General features: G+C 68.3%; 18 protein-coding genes and 1 riboswitch. Of the genes, 5 read left to right on the forward strand and 13 right to left on the reverse strand.

Annotated features, from left to right (window positions below; all coding sequences use genetic code 11):
• Window positions 1-56: 56 nt before the first annotated feature.
• The 7 genes from gcvPB to AC1RRV_RS22160 form a co-directional block, all read right to left on the reverse strand.
• Window positions 57-1,634 carry an aminomethyl-transferring glycine dehydrogenase subunit GcvPB gene (gcvPB, locus tag AC1RRV_RS22130; protein ID WP_492861807.1) on the reverse strand — a complete coding sequence of 526 codons (1,578 nt, stop codon included), beginning with the start codon at window positions 1,632-1,634 and terminating at the stop codon, window positions 57-59.
• A complete protein-coding gene (gene gcvPA / locus AC1RRV_RS22135) occupies window positions 1,631-2,977 on the reverse strand; it encodes an aminomethyl-transferring glycine dehydrogenase subunit GcvPA (protein WP_492861808.1) in 1,347 nt (448 codons plus the stop codon). Before gcvPA ends, gcvPB begins: the two co-directional genes overlap by 4 nt.
• A 27-nt stretch (window positions 2,978-3,004) precedes the next feature.
• On the reverse strand, window positions 3,005-3,493 hold the full coding sequence (gene gcvH, locus AC1RRV_RS22140; protein ID WP_492861809.1) for a glycine cleavage system protein GcvH: 489 nt from the start codon (window positions 3,491-3,493) through the stop codon (window positions 3,005-3,007).
• Window positions 3,387-4,499, reverse strand: a complete 1,113-nt coding sequence (gene gcvT, locus AC1RRV_RS22145) for a glycine cleavage system aminomethyltransferase GcvT (RefSeq protein ID WP_492861810.1) — start codon at window positions 4,497-4,499, stop codon at window positions 3,387-3,389. The genes gcvH and gcvT overlap by 107 nt, the downstream gene beginning before the upstream one ends.
• Before the next feature lie 166 nt (window positions 4,500-4,665).
• Window positions 4,666-4,756: riboswitch (glycine riboswitch) on the reverse strand.
• Between the two features lie 48 nt (window positions 4,757-4,804).
• Entirely contained in the window at window positions 4,805-7,312 is a 2,508-nt protein-coding gene (locus AC1RRV_RS22150) for a zinc-dependent metalloprotease (RefSeq protein ID WP_492861811.1), read from the reverse strand.
• Window positions 7,313-7,490: 178 nt separating this feature from the next.
• Entirely contained in the window at window positions 7,491-9,293 is a 1,803-nt protein-coding gene (locus AC1RRV_RS22155) for an arginine--tRNA ligase (protein WP_492861812.1), read from the reverse strand.
• Window positions 9,290-9,994 carry a Tat pathway signal sequence domain protein gene (locus AC1RRV_RS22160; RefSeq protein WP_492861813.1) on the reverse strand — a complete coding sequence of 235 codons (705 nt, stop codon included), beginning with the start codon at window positions 9,992-9,994 and terminating at the stop codon, window positions 9,290-9,292. Before AC1RRV_RS22160 ends, AC1RRV_RS22155 begins: the two co-directional genes overlap by 4 nt.
• A gap of 145 nt (window positions 9,995-10,139) precedes the next feature.
• Here AC1RRV_RS22160 and ispH point away from each other — a divergent pair, with 145 nt between their 5' ends.
• The 3 genes from ispH to rnhA are packed head-to-tail and all read left to right on the forward strand — an operon-like array spanning window position 10,140 to window position 12,541.
• Window positions 10,140-11,099, forward strand: a complete 960-nt coding sequence (ispH, locus tag AC1RRV_RS22165) for a 4-hydroxy-3-methylbut-2-enyl diphosphate reductase (RefSeq protein ID WP_492861814.1) — start codon at window positions 10,140-10,142, stop codon at window positions 11,097-11,099.
• A 42-nt stretch (window positions 11,100-11,141) separates the two neighbouring features.
• Window positions 11,142-12,092, forward strand: a complete 951-nt coding sequence (gene thrB / locus AC1RRV_RS22170) for a homoserine kinase (protein WP_492861815.1) — start codon at window positions 11,142-11,144, stop codon at window positions 12,090-12,092.
• A complete protein-coding gene (gene rnhA / locus AC1RRV_RS22175) occupies window positions 12,092-12,541 on the forward strand; it encodes a ribonuclease HI (protein ID WP_047411834.1) in 450 nt (149 codons plus the stop codon). Before thrB ends, rnhA begins: the two co-directional genes overlap by 1 nt.
• Window positions 12,542-12,695: 154 nt before the next feature.
• On the opposite strand, the gene AC1RRV_RS22180 is transcribed toward rnhA, so the two are convergent.
• Window positions 12,696-13,115 carry a rhodanese-like domain-containing protein gene (locus AC1RRV_RS22180; RefSeq protein ID WP_492861816.1) on the reverse strand — a complete coding sequence of 140 codons (420 nt, stop codon included), beginning with the start codon at window positions 13,113-13,115 and terminating at the stop codon, window positions 12,696-12,698.
• Window positions 13,116-13,201: 86 nt separating this feature from the next.
• On the opposite strand from AC1RRV_RS22180, the gene ftrA reads away from it, so the two are divergent.
• Together ftrA and AC1RRV_RS22190 are read left to right on the forward strand one after the other, a co-directional pair.
• Window positions 13,202-14,173: a transcriptional regulator FtrA gene (gene ftrA / locus AC1RRV_RS22185; protein ID WP_492861817.1), complete on the forward strand. Its 972-nt coding sequence runs from the start codon at window positions 13,202-13,204 to the stop codon at window positions 14,171-14,173.
• An 11-nt stretch (window positions 14,174-14,184) separates the two neighbouring features.
• Entirely contained in the window at window positions 14,185-14,703 is a 519-nt protein-coding gene (locus AC1RRV_RS22190; protein ID WP_492861818.1) for a recombinase family protein, read from the forward strand.
• On the opposite strand, the gene AC1RRV_RS22195 is transcribed toward AC1RRV_RS22190, so the two are convergent.
• The 5 genes from AC1RRV_RS22195 to AC1RRV_RS22215 all read right to left on the reverse strand — a co-directional run bounded on the left by AC1RRV_RS22195 (window position 14,700) and on the right by AC1RRV_RS22215 (window position 18,435).
• Entirely contained in the window at window positions 14,700-15,461 is a 762-nt protein-coding gene (locus AC1RRV_RS22195; RefSeq protein WP_492861819.1) for an ABC transporter permease, read from the reverse strand. The two genes, AC1RRV_RS22190 and AC1RRV_RS22195, sit on opposite strands and share 4 nt — an antisense overlap.
• Entirely contained in the window at window positions 15,458-16,384 is a 927-nt protein-coding gene (locus AC1RRV_RS22200) for an ABC transporter ATP-binding protein (protein ID WP_492861820.1), read from the reverse strand. The genes AC1RRV_RS22195 and AC1RRV_RS22200 overlap by 4 nt, the downstream gene beginning before the upstream one ends.
• 133 nt (window positions 16,385-16,517) lie before the next feature.
• Entirely contained in the window at window positions 16,518-16,979 is a 462-nt protein-coding gene (locus tag AC1RRV_RS22205) for an NfeD family protein (RefSeq protein ID WP_492861821.1), read from the reverse strand.
• Window positions 16,980-16,983: 4 nt separating this feature from the next.
• Window positions 16,984-17,943 carry an SPFH domain-containing protein gene (locus tag AC1RRV_RS22210; protein WP_492861822.1) on the reverse strand — a complete coding sequence of 320 codons (960 nt, stop codon included), beginning with the start codon at window positions 17,941-17,943 and terminating at the stop codon, window positions 16,984-16,986.
• Between the two features lie 54 nt (window positions 17,944-17,997).
• Window positions 17,998-18,435, reverse strand: a complete 438-nt coding sequence (locus AC1RRV_RS22215) for a TIGR02301 family protein (RefSeq protein ID WP_492861823.1) — start codon at window positions 18,433-18,435, stop codon at window positions 17,998-18,000.
• Window positions 18,436-18,572: the final 137 nt, after the last annotated feature.

Here is an 18,572-nt window from a genome sequence, read left to right on the forward strand (position 1 = left end):
GGAGGGATGAGGACGCCGTAAAGGCGCCCTCCCTCGATCAGGGGGTATGGAAAATGCTATTCAGCCGCCAGTGGCGCCGCGGCCACAGGTTTCCACCTCAACCGGGGCTTGCGGGCCGCCAGGGTCTCGTCCAGGCGCCGGAGCGGCGCGTGGAACGGCGCGCCCTTGAAACGCTCGGCCTCGCCGGCTTTCGCGGCGCCGGCCAGGGCCCTTAGCGCGGCGATGAAGCGGTCCAGCTCCTGCTTGCTCTCGGTCTCGGTCGGCTCGATCAGCATCGCGCCGTGCACGACCAGCGGGAAGTACATGGTCATCGGGTGGAAACCCTCGTCGATCATCGCCTTGGCGAAGTCGAGCGTGGTCACGCCGGTGCCTTCCAGCCAGCTGTCGTCGAACAGGGCCTCGTGCATGCACGGACCGTTCGGGAAGGCCGGGCTCATCACGTCCGACAGCTGGGCCTTGATGTAGTTGGCGTTGAGGACGGCGTCCTCGGCCACCTGGCGCAGGCCGTCGGCGCCGTGGCTGAGCATGTAGGCATAGGCGCGGACATACATGCCCATCTGGCCGTGGAAGGCGCTCATGCGGCCGAAGGCGGTCTTGGCCCCCTCCTCGCCCGCGTGCTCGACCATCGAGAAGCCGTCGTCGCCGTGGACCAGCCAGGGCGTCGGGGCGAAGGCCGCCAGGGCTTCCGACAGCACCACCGGACCCGCGCCCGGACCACCGCCGCCGTGGGGCGTCGAGAAGGTCTTGTGCAGGTTGATGTGCATGGCGTCGACGCCCAGGTCGCCCGGGCGCACTCGGCCGACGATGGCGTTGAAGTTGGCGCCGTCGCAGTAGAAATAGGCCCCGGCCGCGTGGGTCAGTCGGGCGATCTCGACGACGTCGCGCTCGAACAGGCCGCAGGTGTTGGGGTTGGTGACCATGATCGCGGCCACGTGGTCGCCGAGCTTGGACTCCAGGTCCGCCAGGTCGACGCGGCCGTCATCGGTCTGGGCGATCTCGACGACGGTGTAGCCGACGAAGGCCGCCGTGGCCGGGTTGGTGCCGTGGGCGCTGGTGGGCGCCAGGACGGTCTTGCGGTGGCCGTTGCCGGCCGCCTCGTGGGCGGCGCGGATGGCCAGCAGGCCGCACAGCTCGCCGTGGGCGCCGGCCTTGGGCGAGAGGGCGACGGCGGGCATGCCGGTCAGGGTCTTCAGCCAGTGGGCCAGGCGGTCCATCAGCTGCAGGGCGCCCTGCACCGTCGACTGCGGCTGCAGCGGGTGGATGTCCGAGAAGCCCGGCAGGCGCGCCATCTTCTCGTTCAGGCGCGGATTGTGCTTCATCGTGCACGAGCCCAGCGGATACAGCGCCAGGTCGATGGCGTGATTCTTCTGGCTCAGGCGCACGTAGTGGCGGACGGTCTCGGGCTCGGACAGGCCGGGCAGGCCGATCGGGGCGTCGCGCAGCAGGCCGGCCAGATCGCTCGACGGGGCCGAGGCCTCCGGCAGGTCGACACCAGTCTTGTTCCAGCCGTCCAGCTCGAAGATCAGGGCTTCGTCCTGCAGCAGACCACGACCGCCCGTCAGGGTCTCGTGGCCAGCAGGGGCGTCGTTGGCGGCTTCGGGGCGCGTGGGGCGGCCGACGTTGTTCATGCTCATTGGGCCACCATCTTGGTCAGCAGCTTGGCGAAGAAAGCGATGTCGATGTCCAGCGTGGTCTCGGTGGCCGCGACCAGCAGAACGTCGTCCAGGCCCGCGCCCGCGTCGAGGCGCGAGAACGGCACGCCGGCGATGACGCCGTGGCCGGCCAGGGTCTCGACGATCTCGTCGGCCTTGCCCGGCACGCGGATGGCGAACTCGTTGAAGAAGCGCGGGGTCAGGATCTCGACGCCTGGCACGGCCTTCAGGGCGTCGCGCAGGGCGACGGCCTTCTGGTGGTTCAGGGCGGCCAGCTGGCGCAGGCCCGTTTCGCCCAGCAGGCTCATGTGGATCGAGAAGGCCAGGGCGCACAGGCCGCTGTTGGTGCAGATGTTCGACGTCGCCTTGTCGCGGCGGATGTGCTGCTCGCGGGTCGACAGGGTCAGGACGAAGCCGCGCTTGCCGTCCGCGTCGACCGTCTCGCCGCACAGGCGGCCCGGCATCTGGCGGACGAATTTTTCCTTGCAGGCGAACAGGCCGACATAGGGACCGCCAAAGTTCAGGCCGTTGCCGATCGACTGGCCCTCGGCCACGGCGATGTCCGCCCCCATCTCGCCAGGCGACTTCAACAGGCCGTACGAAACGGCTTCGGTCGTCACGACGATCAGCAGCGCGCCGGCCGCGTGGGCGGCTTCGGCGATCTTCGTCACGTCCGTGACCGTACCGAACACGTTGGGGGTCTGGACGACGACGCAGGCGGTGTCGGCGTCGATGGCGGCGATCACCGCATCCTCGGCGTCGACGGCCGGGGTCATCGCCTGGGTCGTGACGCCGGCCGCGTGGGCCAGGGTCTCGATGGTCTCGACATAGTGCGGGTGGACCCCGCCCGACATCACCGCCTTGTTCCGGCGGGTGACGCGCTGGGCCATCATCACGGCCTCGGCCGCGCCGGTCGAGCCGTCATAGAGCGAGGCGTTGGCCACTTCCATGCCGGTCAGGGCCGCGACCTGGGTCTGGAACTCGAACAGCACCTGCAGGGTGCCTTGCGCGATTTCCGGCTGGTAGGGCGTGTAGCTGGTCAGGAACTCCGACCGCTGGATGATGTGGTCGACGGTGGCCGGCACGTGGTGGCGATAGGCGCCGGCCCCGCAGAAGAACGGCCCCTCCCCCGCGGCGCGATTGCGACGGGCCAGGCCCGCCATCTCGCGCTCGACTTCGATTTCGCCGGCATGCAGCGGCAGGTCGACGGTTCCGGCGCGTTGGGCCGAAGCCGGGACGTCGACGAACAGATCGTCGATCGACTTCACGCCGATCGCGCCGAGCATCTCGACGCGGTCTTCGGGGGTCAGGGGGAGGTAACGCATGATCTGCTTTCGCGAGGAGGCGGAAGTTTAGAGGGTGGCCAGGAACGCTTCGTACGCTTCGCGGTCCATCAGGGCGTCGACCTCGGCCGGGTTCGACAGCTTGATCTTGGCGAACCAGCCGCCGCTTTCCGGCAGGGCGTTGACGGTCTCGGGGGCGTCGCCGAGCTCGGCGTTGCCCTCGACAACCTCACCCGACACCGGGGCGTAGACGTCCGAGGCGGCCTTGACGCTCTCGACCACGGCGAGGTTCTCGCCCTGCTTCACGGTCTTGCTGACTTCCGGAACCTCGACGAACACCACGTCGCCCAGTTGCTCGGCGGCGTAGGCGGTGATGCCGACGGTGGCCACGTCGCCCTGGACGATGACCCATTCATGATCTTTGGTGAAACGCATCTCTGTCGGCCCTTGATTAGAGTTTGCGGACGTAACGGTTGGCGACGAACGGGGTGGCGACGACCTCGGCGGCCGCCTGCTTTCCTCGAACGATGACCTTGAGCTTCGTACCCACGGCCGCATAGGCCGGCGGGGCGAAGCCGATGGCGATGGGGAAGCCCAAGCTCGGCGCGAAGCCGCCGCTGGTGACCTTGCCGATGACATTGCCGGCTTCATCGGCGATCTCGGCGCCTTCGCGGGCCGGGGCGCCTTCCAGCACCTTCAGATTGACGCGGACGCGCGACAGCTCGCCGGCCAGCTCCTTGGCGATGCGGGCCGCGCCCAGATAGTCGCCGGCTTCGCGACGCGCCTTGCCGACAGCGAAGTTCAGGCCGCCCTCGATCGGTGACACGGTCTCGTCCAGGTCGTGGCCATACAGCGGCAGGCCCGCTTCCAGGCGCAGGCTGTCGCGAGCGCCCAGGCCGATCGCCTTGACGCGCTCGTCGGCCAGCAGAGTGTTCCACACGCGCTCGGCGGCGTCGGCCGGCACCGAGATTTCGTAGCCGTCCTCGCCGGTATAGCCCGAGCGCGAGATGATGGCGTCGACGCCGAAGGCGGTCAGGGCCTTGGTGTCCATGAACACCATCTGCGCGACTTCCGGCACATGGGCGGCCAGGACGGCGGCGGCCTCGGGGCCTTGCAGCGCCAGCAGCGCGCGGTCCTCGAGACGCTCGACCGTGGCTTCGCCGGCCAGGGCCTCGGCGATGATCTTGTAGTCGTTGTCCTTGCAGGCGCCGTTGACCACCACGAACAGTCCGTCGTCGTCAGGACGGGCGGTCATCAGGTCGTCGATAATCCCGCCATCGGCGTTCAGCAGAACGCCGTAGCGCTGCTTGCCGGGCTTCAGGCCCTGGTAGTCGGCCGAGACGACCTTCTCGAAGCTCTTGGCCGGGTTTTCGCCGCGCAGACGCGCCTGGCCCATGTGCGAGACGTCGAACAGGCCGGCGTGCTCGCGGGTCCAGAGGTGCTCCTTCAGCACCCCGTCCTTGTACTGCACCGGCATGGAATAGCCGGCGAACGGCACCATGCGGGCGCCCAGCGCCACGTGGGCGTCGTACAGGGGGGTCTTCTTGAGGTCTTGATCAGACACTGGACGGGCTCCAAGCGGGGTCGGCGAGACGTCCGGCTTCCGCCGGTTGGTCGCGCCCCCGCTGTCCCTTGGACCTGAGAGATTCCGGCCTTCCCCCTCTGCTGTTTGGGGTCGGCCTTGCTCCTTCGGCGAGCCGCCCTTTCGGGAGGCTACTTTCCAGCGTTCCTAAACTCGCGCGGTCCGTTTGCCTGAGCGTTTCCGGGGCGGTTGCGCCTTCGGCCTCGGGATCGAATCCCGATGTCTCCCGCGAGGGTCGTCGGGGTCAATGCGGGAGGCGGCCGTGCGAGTCAAGCACGGCCTGCCGACTAGAGAGACAGATCCCCGAACCAGTCATCCTCGCCGATCGGCGGCCCCGGCGGGACGGCGACCTTGGCCTTGCCGTCAGCGACCAGGGACGACAGACGACCGCCGCTCTCGTCCGTGACGATCCCGGCCAGGGCGCGGGCCTGAGCCCGGTCGGCGACGTCACCAACCGTCACGGCCTTGAGCCCCTTGCCCCAGTCGGCCAGCCGCGCGCGGATCACGGCGGCGGCGGTGGGCGAGAGACTTTTGTCGTCCAGGGCTTGAGCGAGATTGACCACCATCCGCTGGCGCACGCGGCGGGCCAGCTCGGCCTGGCGCCCCGTCGCCTTGCCATCGAAGGCGGCGAAGGCCAGGGCCTTGTCGAGCACGCCCTCGACACCAGGCTGGGCCGGATCGCGGCGCTTGGCCTCGACGAGCCGGTTCAGGCGCGCCGGCGCGAACAGGTCGCTCCAGACGAGGTCGGCCGCGACCTCGGCGGTGGCCGGCAGGTCGAACACTGGACCTTGGTGGAAGGTCTCGATCTCGTAGGCGTGGTCGCCGCCTTGCGACTGGCCCGAGGTCAGGACGTCCAGCGTCTTGTCCGAGAGATCCAGCGCGGCCGGCGCGAGCGCGCGCAGCAGGGCGTCGATGGCGGCGGCCTGACGCGCGGCCGGGACGATCTTGCTGGCCTCATGGCCGTCGCCCTCGGCGCCGTAGCTGAAGTCGATCCCACCGACCAGCTTGGCCGTCGCGTCGACCTGGTAGCGATGGAAGATGTAGATCGGCACGATGACGCGGCGCAGGTCGGCCACCGACGCGCCCTTCGGCAGGGCGGCGAGACCGAAGCGGTCCAAGGCGATCTTGCGCACGGCCAGCACGTGGTCGAGCTCCGCGACCGGATCCGCACCGTTGTCCCACACCGCACCCACGGGATGCGGCGTATCGGACGCCCGGGCGTCCTCGTCGGCGACGTAGCGCAGGCCATCGGCCTGGCTCTTGTCGGCCTTGGTCTTCAGCCAGGCCTTCTCGTCGGTTCCGGGCGGGGCGACGCCGTACAGCCAGTCGATCGCGAACCTGTCCCAGGTGCCGACGCCACGACCATAGGCGTCGGAGAAATCCAACTTGCCGTCCTTGATGGCGATCCGGGCGGTCGGATAGTCCATCACCGAGGCGCGGTCGCCATAGGTGCTGGCCGCGAAATTGTGCTGCAGGCCGATCGAATGGCCGATCTCGTGCGGCGACAGCTGGCGGATGCGGGCCAGGGAAATCTCGATCGGATCGTTCGGACCGCCCTTGCCGGTCTTGTCGGCGCCCAGCAGCCCCTCGAAGATCAGCCGGTCCTGGCGGATCCGGTCGGAGCCCAGCAAGACGTCGCCCTTGACGATCTCGCCCGTGCGCGGATCGACCACCGCATGGCCATACGACCAGCCGCGCGTCTGGCGGTGCACCCAGTTGACGACGCTGTAGCGAGCGTCGAGCGGGCTGACGCCCTCGGGCAAAAGCTCGACCTTGAAGGCGTCGATGAAGCCGGCGGCCTCGAAGGCCTGGTTCCACCAGCGGCCGCCCTCGATCAGGGCGGAGCGCACCGGTTCGGGCGCGGCGCGGTCGACATAGAAGACGATCGGCTTCTTGACCGGCGAGCGGGCGGCGGTCGGATCGGTCTTCTCCAGGCGGAAGCGGTGGACCAGGCGATAGACCACCGGCTCGCTCAGCGGCGCGGAATAATCAGCCACGGTATGGTCGATGACGCCGACGCGCGGATCGTTGACGCGCGGCTGATAGCCGGGCTCGGGCAGGGCCACGAACGAGTGGTGCAGGGCCAGGGTGACATTGCGCGGATCGGGAACGATGCCCCGCACCTCGCCGCCCGGCTCGTCGCCGACGAAGGTCTGGACCGCCTCCAGCTCGACGTTCTGCGGGAAGACGTTCACCTCGCCGGTGTCGGCATAGGACAGGCCGTCGTTCAGGCGGAAGTCGCCCTGCTTGCTGCGCTTGAGCGTCCTGGCGATGCCCTGCGCGTCGCGGGTCAGGAAGCTGGTGACGTCGACCAGCAGCCCGCCGTCCGGCGTCTCGGCCTCGACGACGTTCGACCAGACGCTGGAGATCGGGAACGAGTCGGCCACCGCCTTCTGTTCATCGACCGAGCCGCGCGCGGCGTTGAAGCCCCAGTTTTCGAACTGGGCGATGACCTTCCCGCCCACGCGGCGGAAGGCGATGATCTGGGTGTCGCCGGGGGCCGAGCGATCCAGGCCCGTCGGGTTCGAGCCGAGGCCGGACCGGAGGTAGGTCTGGTAAAGATAGCGGCCGGCGATCCCGTCCGCGCCCGGCTTGGGCAGCAGCAGCAGGACCCGGCCGCCCTTCTTGTCCACGAACACCGGGACGAGGCCGTCCTTGCGTTCGAGACCGGCGGTGGCTTCGGAGAACTTGTCGCCGCCCTTGTCGGCGGGTTTGGCCTTCTCGGCGAAGGCGGGCGCGGCGATGGCGCTCACGCAGACGCTCGCCAACAACATGGCGACCACGGACTTCTTCATGACCCCTCCCGACGCGATACGGCCGGGACTGTCATGCGGTGTTGTGGAGATTGCAACGGTGATCTCCCCTCCCCCGTGCGGGGAGGGGCCGGGGGGTGAGGGTGTGCGCTCTGAATAGGCAAGCACCGCGCGGGCGCCCCATCCCCAACCCTTCCCCGCGAGGGGAAGGGGCTCGAGACTACATCCGTTCCGGCGCTTCGATGCCGAGCAGCTCGAGCGCGAGCTCCAGCTGGCGCAGCGTCGTTTCGGCCAGGGCCAGGCGGGAGGCTCGCAGCGCCTCGGTGTCGGCGCTCATGATCGGGCAGGCGGCGTAGAACTTCGAGAACGACTGAGCCAGCTTATAGGCGTGCTCGGCCACGAAGTTCGGAGCCTTCTTGTCATAGGCCTCGGCCAGGGCGCCCTCGAAGGCGTCCAGCAGCATGGCCAGATCCCGCTCGGCCTGTTCGCCGATGACGATCCGGCCCGCGGTCGCGCCGGCCTCGGCGGCCTTGCGAAGCACGCTCTTGATGCGCACCGACTGGTACAGCAGGTACGGACCGGTCTTGCCCTCGAAGCTGGTGAAGCGGTCGAGGTCGAAGACGTACGAGGTGCCACGGAAGTTCTGCAGGTCGGCGAACTTCAGGGCCGCGACGCCCACCTTGTGCGCGGTTTCCTCGAACTGCTCCTCGGAAAGCTCGGCGCCCAGGCCGGCTTCGCGCAGGCGCTCGCGGGCCTTTTCACGGGCCATCTCGATCAGGTCGTGCAGCTTCAGGACGCCGCCGGCGCGGGTCTTGAAGGGCTTGCCGTCCGTGCCGTTCATGGTGCCGAAGCCGATATGCTCCAGCGCCCCCTCTTCGGCGTAGCCGGCCAGATAGGCGGCGCGGAACACGGTCTCGAAGTGGAGCGCCTGACGCTGGTCCACGCAGTAGAGGATCAGGTGCGGGTCGAACGACTTGCGGCGATCCAGGATCGTGGCCAGGTCGGTCGTGCCGTACATGGCCGAGCCTTCCGACGAGACCACCAGCAGCGGCGGCACGTCCTGCTTGTCGCCCTCGCGGGCCACGCGGACGATGCGCGCGCCCTGGTCGGCGACCAGCAGGCCCTTGTCCTCCAGCTGGCGGACCATCGGCTCGATCAGGTCGTTGACGTCGCTCTCGCCCTTCCAGAGGTCGAAGTCGACGCCCAGGGCATGGAACTCGCGCTCCAGGGCCACGCGGCTGACATTGACGAAGTGACGCCACAGCAGGCGGTAGCCGAAGCGGCCGTTCTGGAGCTCGGCGGTCGCCTTGCGGGCGCGCTCCTTGAACTCCGGATCTTCCTTCTGGCGCACCGAGGCGGCCGGATAGATGCGATCGAGGTCGGCCAGGGTGATCCGGCTCGCGAACTCGGCCATCACCTTGGCCTCGTCGTCCGACGAGAAGCCGCGCGGCGCTTCCGGCAGCTTCTCCATCAGGGCGCGGATGAAGGCGTCCTCGTCGATGATGGCCGAGATGAGCAGGCCCATCTGGAAGCCCCAGTCGCCGAAGTGGGCGTCGCCCACCACGTCGTCGCCGCGGAAGCGATACAGGCGCTTGACGGACTCGCCAATGATCGAGGCGCGCAGGTGGCCCACGTGCATCGGCTTGGCGACGTTGGGACCGGCGTAGTCGATCAGCACCCGGCGCGGCGTTTCCAGCAGCTGGGCGCCGGTCCGCTCGTCGGCCGCGATCTCGCGGGCGCGGGCCGCCAGGGCCTCGTCGCTGACGCGCATGTTGATGAAGCCGACCCCAGCGATCTCGACCGAGGCCAGGCGCGGGTCGCCCTTCAGGATGTCGACGACCTGCACGGCGATCTCGCGCGGATTGCGCTTCGCGCTCTTGGCCGCCGCGAGGGCGCCATTGCACTGGAAATCGGCCAGGTCGGGTCGGTCGGAGGCGGTGACGCGTCCGAACTCGGGAGGAAGTCCGGCGGCCTGGAAAGCGGCCGCGGCCGCCTCGCTCAGGGACCGCTTCAAATCGTTCATTGCTTAGTGGTCGTCCCTGTTTGGCCTTGGCCTGCTTGGGCGGTCTGGCCGGCGTTGACCCGGAAGCGCTTGCCCTCACGGTTGAAGGCGGCCATTTCCGGCGTCACGTCGAAGCCGATCAGCACTTCGAAATTGCCGCCGCTGACCTTGCTGTCGGCGCGCGGGATGGTGATCTGCTCGATGGTCTCGGTCGCGTAGATGCGATCCTGGCCGGCGGCGAAGCTGACCGGAAGGTCGAAATATTCCTTGGCGATCACGGACTGGTTCCGCTCGGTGACGGCAACCCAGTAGCGGTAGACGTGCTTGTCGCCCTGAGCCTGCGGGCCACGGCCCAGCTGGAACAGCGCCTCGACGCGGATCTTGATCGGCTCGTCGCTCTTGTAGGCGCAACCAGAGGCGATGCTCTGGATCTCGCCGGTGAAGCCAGCCTGGGCGGCCGATTCCTTGGCGTCCTTGAACTCGACGTAGCGGCTGGCGTCGTACAGGACCTTCACATACGGACACGGGCCGGCGTTGCGCAGCTGCTGCAGCGGCGCCTTGGGCTGGTTCCACTCCTCGTCGCGCTTCTTCTTCTTGGCGGCCTGGTCTTCGTCCTGGCCGCCCTGGTCGCCGCGCGACTGGGCGTGAGCGATCGTCGCCGTGGTCGCGGCGATCGAAACAGCCATCAGGGCGCTGAGGGCGAGCGAGAAATTGCGGCGCATGAAACGTCCGGTCCGAACAGAGGAACTAGCCAAGCGGGACCATGAGGCCCCGCCAGCGTATTGCAGCCTGATAAAGGCATATGCGTGACGTCGCAACGCCGCAGACTCCTGGCGCCGGGCCACCCAAGCGACTAGTTTCCGCGTCATGAACGCCCATACGTCCGTCCGCCGCCCGATCTCCCTCGTGCTGGCCAGCCCGCGCGGCTTCTGCGCCGGCGTCGATCGCGCCATCCAGATCGTCGAGCGCGCCGTCGAGAAATTCGGCGCCCCGGTCTATGTGCGCCACGAGATCGTCCACAACCGCCACGTCGTCGATCGGCTGAAGGCCCTGGGCGCGGTGTTCATCGAGGAACTCGAGGAAGCCCCCGACGACCGGCCGGTGGTGTTCTCGGCCCACGGCGTGCCCAAGTCGGTGCCGGCCGAGGCCAAGGCGCGCGAGATGATCTTTCTCGACGCCACCTGCCCGCTGGTATCCAAGGTCCATGTCGAGGCCCAGAAGCATTTCGACGCCGGCCGGGAGATCGTGCTGATCGGCCACGCCGGTCACCCCGAGGTGATCGGCACCATGGGCCAGCTGCCGGAGGGCTCGGTCACCCTGATCGAGGACCTGAAGGACGCCGCCGCCTGGATGCCGAAGGACGCCTCCAACGTGGCCTTCCTGACCCAGACCACCCTGTCGGTCGACGACACGGCCGACATGGTCGCCCTGCTGCGCGAACGTTTCCCGGGCATCGCCGCCCCGCACAAGGAAGACATCTGCTACGCCACCACCAACCGCCAGGACGCGGTCAAGCATCTGGCCGAGCAGACCGAACTGGTCCTGGTGGTCGGTTCGAAGAACTCCTCCAACTCGGTGCGCCTGAAGGAAGTCGGCCTGAAGGCCGGCGCCAGCGCCGCGCACCTGATCGACGACGCCAGCGGCATCGACTGGGCCTGGTTCGAGGGCGTCTCGCGCGTCGGCCTCACCGCCGGCGCCTCGGCGCCGGAAGACCTGGTGCAGGGCGTCATCGACGCCATCGCCGCCCGCTTCGACACCACGGTCGAAGAGCTGGTCGAGGCGCGGGAGACCATCACCTTCAAGCTGCCGCGCCTGTTGACGGCCTAACCGCCGCTTGACCGAAGGCGTCCGGTCGAGCATCCCGGCGTCATGGCCGTCTATACCGACATCACCGACGCGGAACTCGAAGCCTTCCTAGAAGGCTATGACCTGGGCTCGCCGCTGGCGTTCAAGGGCATTGCCGAGGGCGTGGAGAACTCCAACTTCCTGCTGGAGACGGAGAACGGCCGCTATATCCTGACGGTCTATGAGCGTCGGGTGAAGGCCGAGGACCTGCCCTATTTCCTCAACATGCTGACCTGGCTGGCCGACAAGGGCTATCCCAGCGCCCGGCCGATCCCGACCCGCAACGGCGCCACGCTGTCCAGCCTGCGCGGCAAGCCGGCGGCGATCGTCGAGTTCCTGCCGGGCCTGTCGGTGCGCAAGCCGACCGCCGCCCACTGCCGTGAAGCCGGCGAAGGCCTGGCCTGGCTGCACCTGGCCGGCGAAGGCTATCCGGGCCGTCGCGCCAACGACCTCGGCCAGGCCTCTTGGTCGCCGCTGTTCGCCAAGCACCGCAAGGCGGCTGAAGACCTCAAGCCCGGCCTATCGGCCACCATCGACACCGACCTGTCGCAGCTGGCCCTGATGTGGCCGCGCAATCTGCCGACGGGCGTGATCCACGCCGACTACTTCCCGGACAACGTCTTCTTCCAGTCGAACGGCAAGTTCGCCGCCGCGATCGACTTCTACTTCGCCTGCGACGACAGCTACGCCTACGACGTGGCGGTGACCCTGAACGCGTGGTGCTTCGAGCCCGACGGCAGCTTCAACATCACCGCCGCCAAGGCCCTGCTGAACGGCTATGAGCGCCGCCGGCCGCTGAGCCCGACCGAGAAGGACGCTCTGCCGATCCTGGCGCGCGGCGCGGCCATGCGCTTCTTCCTGACCCGCCTGGCTGACTGGGGCTCGACGCCCGCCGGCGCGCTGGTCAGGCCCAAGGATCCGCTGGAGTACGAGCGCAAGCTGGCCGTCCACCGCGAAGGTCTCGTGCTGTTCTGATGACGCCCAAGGTCACGATCTACACCGACGGCGCCTGCAAGGGTAACCCGGGCCCCGGCGGCTGGGGCGCCATCCTGTTCTATGGCGACAAGAAGAAGGAAATCTGCGGCGGCGAGCCGGCGACCACCAACAACCGCATGGAGTTGATGGCCGCCATCCAGGCGCTGGAACTGCTCAATCGCCCCTGCAAGATCGAGCTGCACACCGACAGCCAGTACGTCATGAAGGGCATCCAGGAATGGATCCGGGGCTGGAAGGCGCGCGGCTGGAAGACCGCCGACAAGAGCCCGGTCAAGAACGACGACCTCTGGAAGCGGCTCGACGCCGCGCGCGACCGACACGACGTCGACTGGCGCTGGGTCAAGGGCCACGCCGGCCATCCGCTGAACGAACGGGCCGACGCCTTGGCCAATGAGGGTTTGCGCAAGGCGAACCCGCGGTTCGGTTGATCCGGCCCTCCTGAAAACCAAAAAAACCCGTGTCATCCCGGAAGCCTCGCAGAGGCTGTCCGGGACCCAGGGGCCAAGCCCCCGTGCGGCTGCCCCTGGGTCCCGGCTCTCCGCTTCGCTGCGGCCGGGATGACAAGGAAATTTCGCTTCAAATCTAGGCGGCAAGCACCCCCGGTTGTTCGCCGGTGGCGAACGGCAGGCCTTCGTCCTCCCAGCCGGTGATGCCGCCGATCATCAGCTTCACCGGGCGGCCCAGGCGCGCCAGCTTCAGCGCCGCGCGGTCGGCGCCGTTGCAGTGCGGGCCGGCGCAATAGACCACGAACAGGGTGTCGGCCGGCCACTCGGCCATCCGCTCGGCGGTCATGTCGGCATGGCGCAGGTGGATCGCGCCCGGCACGTGGCGGCGGGCATAGGCCTGGGGCTGGCCCACCACGTGCAGCAGAACGAAATCGACCTCACCGGCCCGCATGGCCGCGCCGACGTCCGAACAATCGGTCTCGAGCGACAGGCGCGCGGCGAAGTGGGCGGCGGCGTCCCGGAAGGACGCGGCGGGGATTTGGGATACGGCGCTCATGGCGGCCTCCGTTGATGACGACGGCAGACTTGCCTCACGGCCGCGCCGCGCGTTAGCTGGCGAGATAGACATTGGCCGTAAAGATCATGCCAAACTCCTCGCCGTCCCTTGGGCCCCTCGTCGTGGCCTTGGCCTATGACGGCCTCTGCACCTTCGAATATGGGGTGGCGGTCGAGCTGTTCGCCCTGCCCCGACCGGAGATGGGGCCGGACTGGTACCGCTTCGCCACGGCCGCCGTGGAGCCGGGCGACCTCAAGGGCCTGGGCGGGGTGCGGATCGTCGGCGACGGCGGGCTGGAGCTTCTGGCGCAAGCCAGCGTCATCGTCGCCCCAGGCTGGCGCGGCATGGATGCCCCTGTCCCCGCCCCGCTGATCGAGGCCCTGCGCGGGGCCCATGCCAACGGCGCGCGGCTGATGTCGATCTGCTCAGGCGTATTCGTCCTGGCCGCCACGGGGCTGTTGGACGGCCGGCAAGCCACGACGCATTGGCGCTATGCCGAGGCCCTGCGCGAGCGCCATCCGGCCATCCAGGTCCAGCCGGACGTGCTCTATGTCGACGAGGGCGACCTGCTGACCTCCGCCGGTAGCGCGGCGGGGATCGATCTTGGCCTACACCTGATCCGCCGCGACTTCGGACCGGAGGCCGCCAACACCGTGGCCCGCCGCCTGGTCGTGCCGCCGCATCGTGATGGCGGCCAGGCCCAGTTCGTCGAGCGGCCCGTGCCCAGTGTCCACGAGGCCTCGCGCCTGGGCCCGATCCTCGACCGCATGCGCGCTGATCTCTCTGGCCCCCACACCATCAAGGCCCTGGCGGGCGCCGTCGGCATGAGCGAGCGGACGTTCTTGCGACGCTTCGAGGCCGCGACCGGCGACACCCCCGCCCGCTGGCTGCTGGCCGAGCGCCTGAACCGGGCCCGCGACCTCCTGGAAACCTCGCCGGCCGGGATCGAGCAGGTCGCCGAGGCCGTGGGCCTGGGCGCTCCGGCCCTGCGCCATCACTTTCGCCGTCAGTTCTCGACCACGCCCGGCGCCTATCGGGCGCGGTTCGCGAGGGCGTAGGGAAGCGAACTGTGGACACCCGCGAAATCTCCTCGCCAGGGCCGGTCGGGTCTGCAAAGCACCGCCGCATGAAACTCGTCGGCTACTATCGCGTGCCGCCCGTGCGCGGGACCTTCTTCAGCCCCGCCCAGGAGGAGCGCCTGCTGCTGTTGGGCTGCGAGGAAGTGTTCAGCGACCGGTGCCTGGCCACCGGCGTGGTGCGGCCCGGCCTGCAGCGGGCGCTGGACGCCCTGCAGGACGGCGGCGCCCTGGCGGTTCCCAGCTTCCATGCGCTGGCCGGCACCATGGTCGATCTGCTGGACATCGTGCTGCGGCTGAAGGCGCGCGACCTGCACCTGATCGTCCAGCAGCCCGAGATCGACACCCGCAAGGATCCCGACCTGTTCGCGACCTTCCAGACGCTGGCGACCTTCAATGGCGAGCGCCCCATGGTCCGCGCGGCCGAGGCTTCACTGGTCGCCCGGGGCGGCGGCATGAAGGGGTTGAAGGGCGAAACGTCCGAGGACGTCCCGCCCGTCGCCGAGGACTAGACCTTGAGCCGGTAGCCGGTCTTGAAGATCCACCAGACCGCCGTCAGGCAGACCGCCAGGAACACCGCCGTCATGCCCAAGCTGACGCCCACGCCGACGTCCGACTGGCCATAGAAGCTCCAGCGGAAGCCGCTGATCAGATAGACCACCGGGTTGAACAGGGTGATCTTCTGCCAGATCGGCGGCAGCATCTTGATCGAGTAGAAGCTGCCGCCGAGGAACGTCAGCGGCGTGACGACCAGCAGCGGTATGATCTGCAGCTTCTGGAAGTCGTCGGCCCAGACCCCGATGATGAAGCCGAACAGGCTGAAGGTGATCGAGGTCAGCACCAGGAACAGCAGCATCACGAACGGGTGGGCGATCTCGAACGGCACGAAGATCCGCGCCGTGGCCAGGATCAGCAGGCCCAGGCAGATCGACTTGGTCGCCGCCGCCCCGACATAGCCGGCCACCGTCTCGATCCAGGCCACCGGGGCCGAGAGCAGTTCGTAGATCGTGCCGGCCCATTTGGGCATGTAGATGCCGAACGAGGCGTTGGAGATGCTCTCGCCCAGCAGCGACAGCATGATCAGGCCCGGCACGATGAAGGCGCCGTAGCTGATCCCGTCGATGGCCTGCATGCGCGAGCCGATCGCCGAGCCGAACACCACGAAATAGAGGCTGGTCGACAGGACCGGCGAGATGACGCTCTGGGCCAGGGTGCGGAACCAGCGCGCCATCTCGAAGCGGTAGATGGACTTGATGGCGTGGACGTTCATTGCGGGGCCCTCACCAGGCTGACGAAGATGTCCTCCAGCGAGCTCTGGTCGGTCTTCAGGTCCTTGAACTCGACGCCGTGCTCGCCGAGCCGCTTCAAGAGGTCGGCGATGCCGGTGTCGTCGGCCTGGGCGTCGAAGGTGTAGACGAGATCGGCGCCGTCGTTGAGGAGGCTCAGCGAGGCGTCGGCCAGGCCTGGCGGCAAGGCCGCCAACGGCTCGCGCAGGTGCACGGTCAGCTGCTTCTTGCCGAGCTTGCGCATCAGGACCGCCTTGTCCTCGACCAGGATGATCTCACCCTTGTTGATCACCCCGATCCGGTCGGCCATCTCCTCGGCCTCCTCGATATAGTGGGTGGTCAGGATGATGGTGACGCCGTTCTGCCGAAGCTGGCGGACCATCTCCCACATGTCGCGACGCAGCTCGACGTCGACGCCGGCGGTGGGCTCGTCCAGGAACAGGATGGTCGGCTCGTGGCTCAGCGCCTTGGCGATCATCACGCGGCGCTTCATGCCGCCCGACAGCGCCATGATCTTGCTGTCCTTCTTGTCCCACAGCGACAGGTCGCGAAGGATCTTCTCGATCAGCGCATCGTTCGGGGCCTTGCCGAACAGGCCGCGCGAGAAGCGCACCGTGGCCCAAACCGTCTCGAAGGCGTCGGTGTGCAGCTCCTGCGGCACCAGGCCGATCTTGGTCCGCGCGGCGCGGTAGTCGCGAACCACGTCGTGGCCGTCGGCCAGGATCGTCCCCTGGCTGGGATTGACGATCCCGCAGATGATGCTGATCAGGGTGGTCTTGCCCGCCCCGTTCGGGCCCAGCAGCGCGAAGATCTCGCCTTGCCGGATGTCGAGGTCGATCGTCTTCAGGGCCTGATGGCCGGACGCATAGGTCTTGGTCAGACCCGATACCGAAATGATGGAGGTCACGCCGTCTCCCTAAGCGCGATAGCCGAAGGCGGCCACCGCGCCTCCCCTAAAAGGTTGGCTTGCTGGCGCCTCAAATGGTGTGGTTCGCGACGGATAACAGGGGCGAGGCCACGAACTTGTCAGCAGGCCGCCGTCACGCGGGGATCTTGCGCACCTTCAGCACCGCCCCGTCGACGCCGATGACGACCACTTCCTGGCTGATGGCCGGGATCGGCTCGTCGGTCTCGGCGGCCCAGTCCTTGCCGTCGACGAAGACCCGGCCACGGCCCTGCTCGAAGGTCGACAGCACCTGGCCGCGCTGGCCGATCAGGCGTTGCAGCGGATCGTTGAGGTCGGGGCTCGTGGCCTCCAGCACCGGCCGCAGATAGCGCTTGGCCAGCAGGGTCGTGGCGATGGTCAGGGCGGCGAACAGGCCAAGCTCCGCGATCAGTCCGGGATGCAGGAACTGGGCGATGACGCCGACCGCGAAGGCGCTGGCGGCGGGCCACAGCAGCCAGCCGGTGCCGGTCGCGACCTCGATCGCCAGGAAGATCGCGGCCACGGCCAGCCACAGCCAGAACGGATGCAAGGCGTAGAACCCTCCAACGGCGTCCATGACGTCAGGCTCCGCGCTTGCCGCCGGTCGGCGTGCTGGTGGTCGGCGCGCGCTGGGTGTCGGCGCCCAGGCTCTTGATCAGTTCGCTGACGCCCGCGACCGTGCCGGTCAGACCGGCGAAGTCGGCCGGCACGATGACCGTCTTCTGCTGCGGGCTGCGGGCCAGCTCGCCGAACGCCTCGACGTACTTCTGGGCGATGAAATAGTTGATGGCGTTGACGTCGCCCTTGGCGATGGCCTCCGAGACGAAGGTGGTCGCCTTGGCCTCGGCCTCGGCTTCACGTTCGCGCGCCTCGGCGTCGCGGAAGGCGGCCTCGCGGCGGCCCTCGGCCTGCAGGATGGCCGACTGCTTCTGGCCCTCGGCGCGGGCGATCTGGGATTGCTTTTCGCCCTCGGCCTCGGTGATCACCGCCCGCTTCTCACGCTCGGCCTTCATCTGGCGCGCCATGGCGTTGGTGATGTCCGGCGGCGGGGTCAGATCCTTGATCTCGATGCGCGCGACCTTCACGCCCCAAGGACCCGTCGCATGATCGATGGTCGAGAGCAGGCGGGTGTTGATCTGGTCGCGCTGGCTCAGCACCTCGTCCAGCTCCAGCGAGCCGACCACGGTGCGCAGGTTGGTCTGGGCCAGCTGGGTGATGGCGTAGATGAGATTGTCGACCCGATAGGCGGCGGCCGCGGCGTCCATCACCTGGATGAAGACGATGGCGTCGACCTTCACCGACACGTTGTCCTTGGTGATGACCTCCTGCTGAGGCACCTCCAGCACCTGTTCCATCACGTTGACCTTGCGGCCGATGGCCTCGAAGAACGGGGTCAGGAACGAGATGCCGGGCTTCAGCGTCCGGGTGTAGCGGCCGAACCGCTCGACCGTGAACTCGCGCCCCTGCGGCACGATCTTGATCGCGCTGAACATCAGCACGAAGGCGAAACCCACGAAGATCAGTACGACGATGCCGCCCACGACGGTTGCTCCCCCAAAGGCCTGACTTCGGCCAAACCTAACTTTGGGTGGAGCTTAGCGCGCGCCCTCGCCGTCCGCCATGGAATCCGGTGGGACCGGCTGAACCTGGCGCATCGACTGCGACAGCTTGCGGGCCAGGGCCTGGCCCTTGCGCGCGGCCTGCAGTTCGGCGGCGCGGCTGGCGTCGTCGCAGACCGGATATTCGCTGCGGCGCGCGGCGAAGCCGGTGTTGAACCGCTCGCGCAGCTGGACGTCGAAAGCCTGGTCGGCTTGCTCGACCTCGGTCAGCCGCACCATCCGCGCCCGCCAGTACTGGTCGCCCTCGCCCTGGCAGGCCTGGCGCAGGGCGTGGCTCTCGCCCAGCGTATAGGCTAGGTCCAGCAGACGCTGGCGCTCACCCGCGTCCCGGTCCTGGGCCGAGGCCATGGGCGCCAGAAAAGGCGAGGCGACGAGGGCGCTCAGAGCGAGGCCGAGGAGGAACGGACGCGACATGCGACCGTTATCGCCAAAGCCGGTCCGCCTGTCACGGGCCCGCCCCCAAAGGGCGAATCCGGCCTTCCCCCGCCTGGGGACAAAATGTCCCCCGGTGTCAGAAAAGCTTGAGCAACAAAGGCCTTGCGATCGCCACG

The organism is Caulobacter sp. GW821-FHT11E10 (assembly GCF_058808375.1).

What these genes read in the sequence shown, in the direction of transcription:
- gcvPB (WP_492861807.1), bottom strand. Translation starts at nt 1,634, where the DNA reads ATGAGCATGAACAACGTCGGCCGCCCCACGCGCCCCGAAGCCGCCAAC.
- gcvPA (WP_492861808.1), bottom strand. Translation starts at nt 2,977, where the DNA reads ATGCGTTACCTCCCCCTGACCCCCGAAGACCGCGTCGAGATGCTCGGC.
- gcvH (WP_492861809.1), bottom strand. Translation starts at nt 3,493, where the DNA reads ATGCGGCCGTGGGTACGAAGCTCAAGGTCATCGTTCGAGGAAAGCAGG.
- AC1RRV_RS22150 (WP_492861811.1), bottom strand. Translation starts at nt 7,312, where the DNA reads ATGAAGAAGTCCGTGGTCGCCATGTTGTTGGCGAGCGTCTGCGTGAGC.
- AC1RRV_RS22155 (WP_492861812.1), bottom strand. Translation starts at nt 9,293, where the DNA reads ATGAACGATTTGAAGCGGTCCCTGAGCGAGGCGGCCGCGGCCGCTTTC.
- AC1RRV_RS22160 (WP_492861813.1), bottom strand. Translation starts at nt 9,994, where the DNA reads ATGCGCCGCAATTTCTCGCTCGCCCTCAGCGCCCTGATGGCTGTTTCG.
- ispH (WP_492861814.1), top strand. Translation starts at nt 10,140, where the DNA reads ATGAACGCCCATACGTCCGTCCGCCGCCCGATCTCCCTCGTGCTGGCC.
- thrB (WP_492861815.1), top strand. Translation starts at nt 11,142, where the DNA reads ATGGCCGTCTATACCGACATCACCGACGCGGAACTCGAAGCCTTCCTA.
- rnhA (WP_047411834.1), top strand. Translation starts at nt 12,092, where the DNA reads ATGACGCCCAAGGTCACGATCTACACCGACGGCGCCTGCAAGGGTAAC.
- AC1RRV_RS22180 (WP_492861816.1), bottom strand. Translation starts at nt 13,115, where the DNA reads ATGAGCGCCGTATCCCAAATCCCCGCCGCGTCCTTCCGGGACGCCGCC.
- ftrA (WP_492861817.1), top strand. Translation starts at nt 13,202, where the DNA reads ATGCCAAACTCCTCGCCGTCCCTTGGGCCCCTCGTCGTGGCCTTGGCC.
- AC1RRV_RS22195 (WP_492861819.1), bottom strand. Translation starts at nt 15,461, where the DNA reads ATGAACGTCCACGCCATCAAGTCCATCTACCGCTTCGAGATGGCGCGC.
- AC1RRV_RS22205 (WP_492861821.1), bottom strand. Translation starts at nt 16,979, where the DNA reads ATGGACGCCGTTGGAGGGTTCTACGCCTTGCATCCGTTCTGGCTGTGG.
- AC1RRV_RS22215 (WP_492861823.1), bottom strand. Translation starts at nt 18,435, where the DNA reads ATGTCGCGTCCGTTCCTCCTCGGCCTCGCTCTGAGCGCCCTCGTCGCC.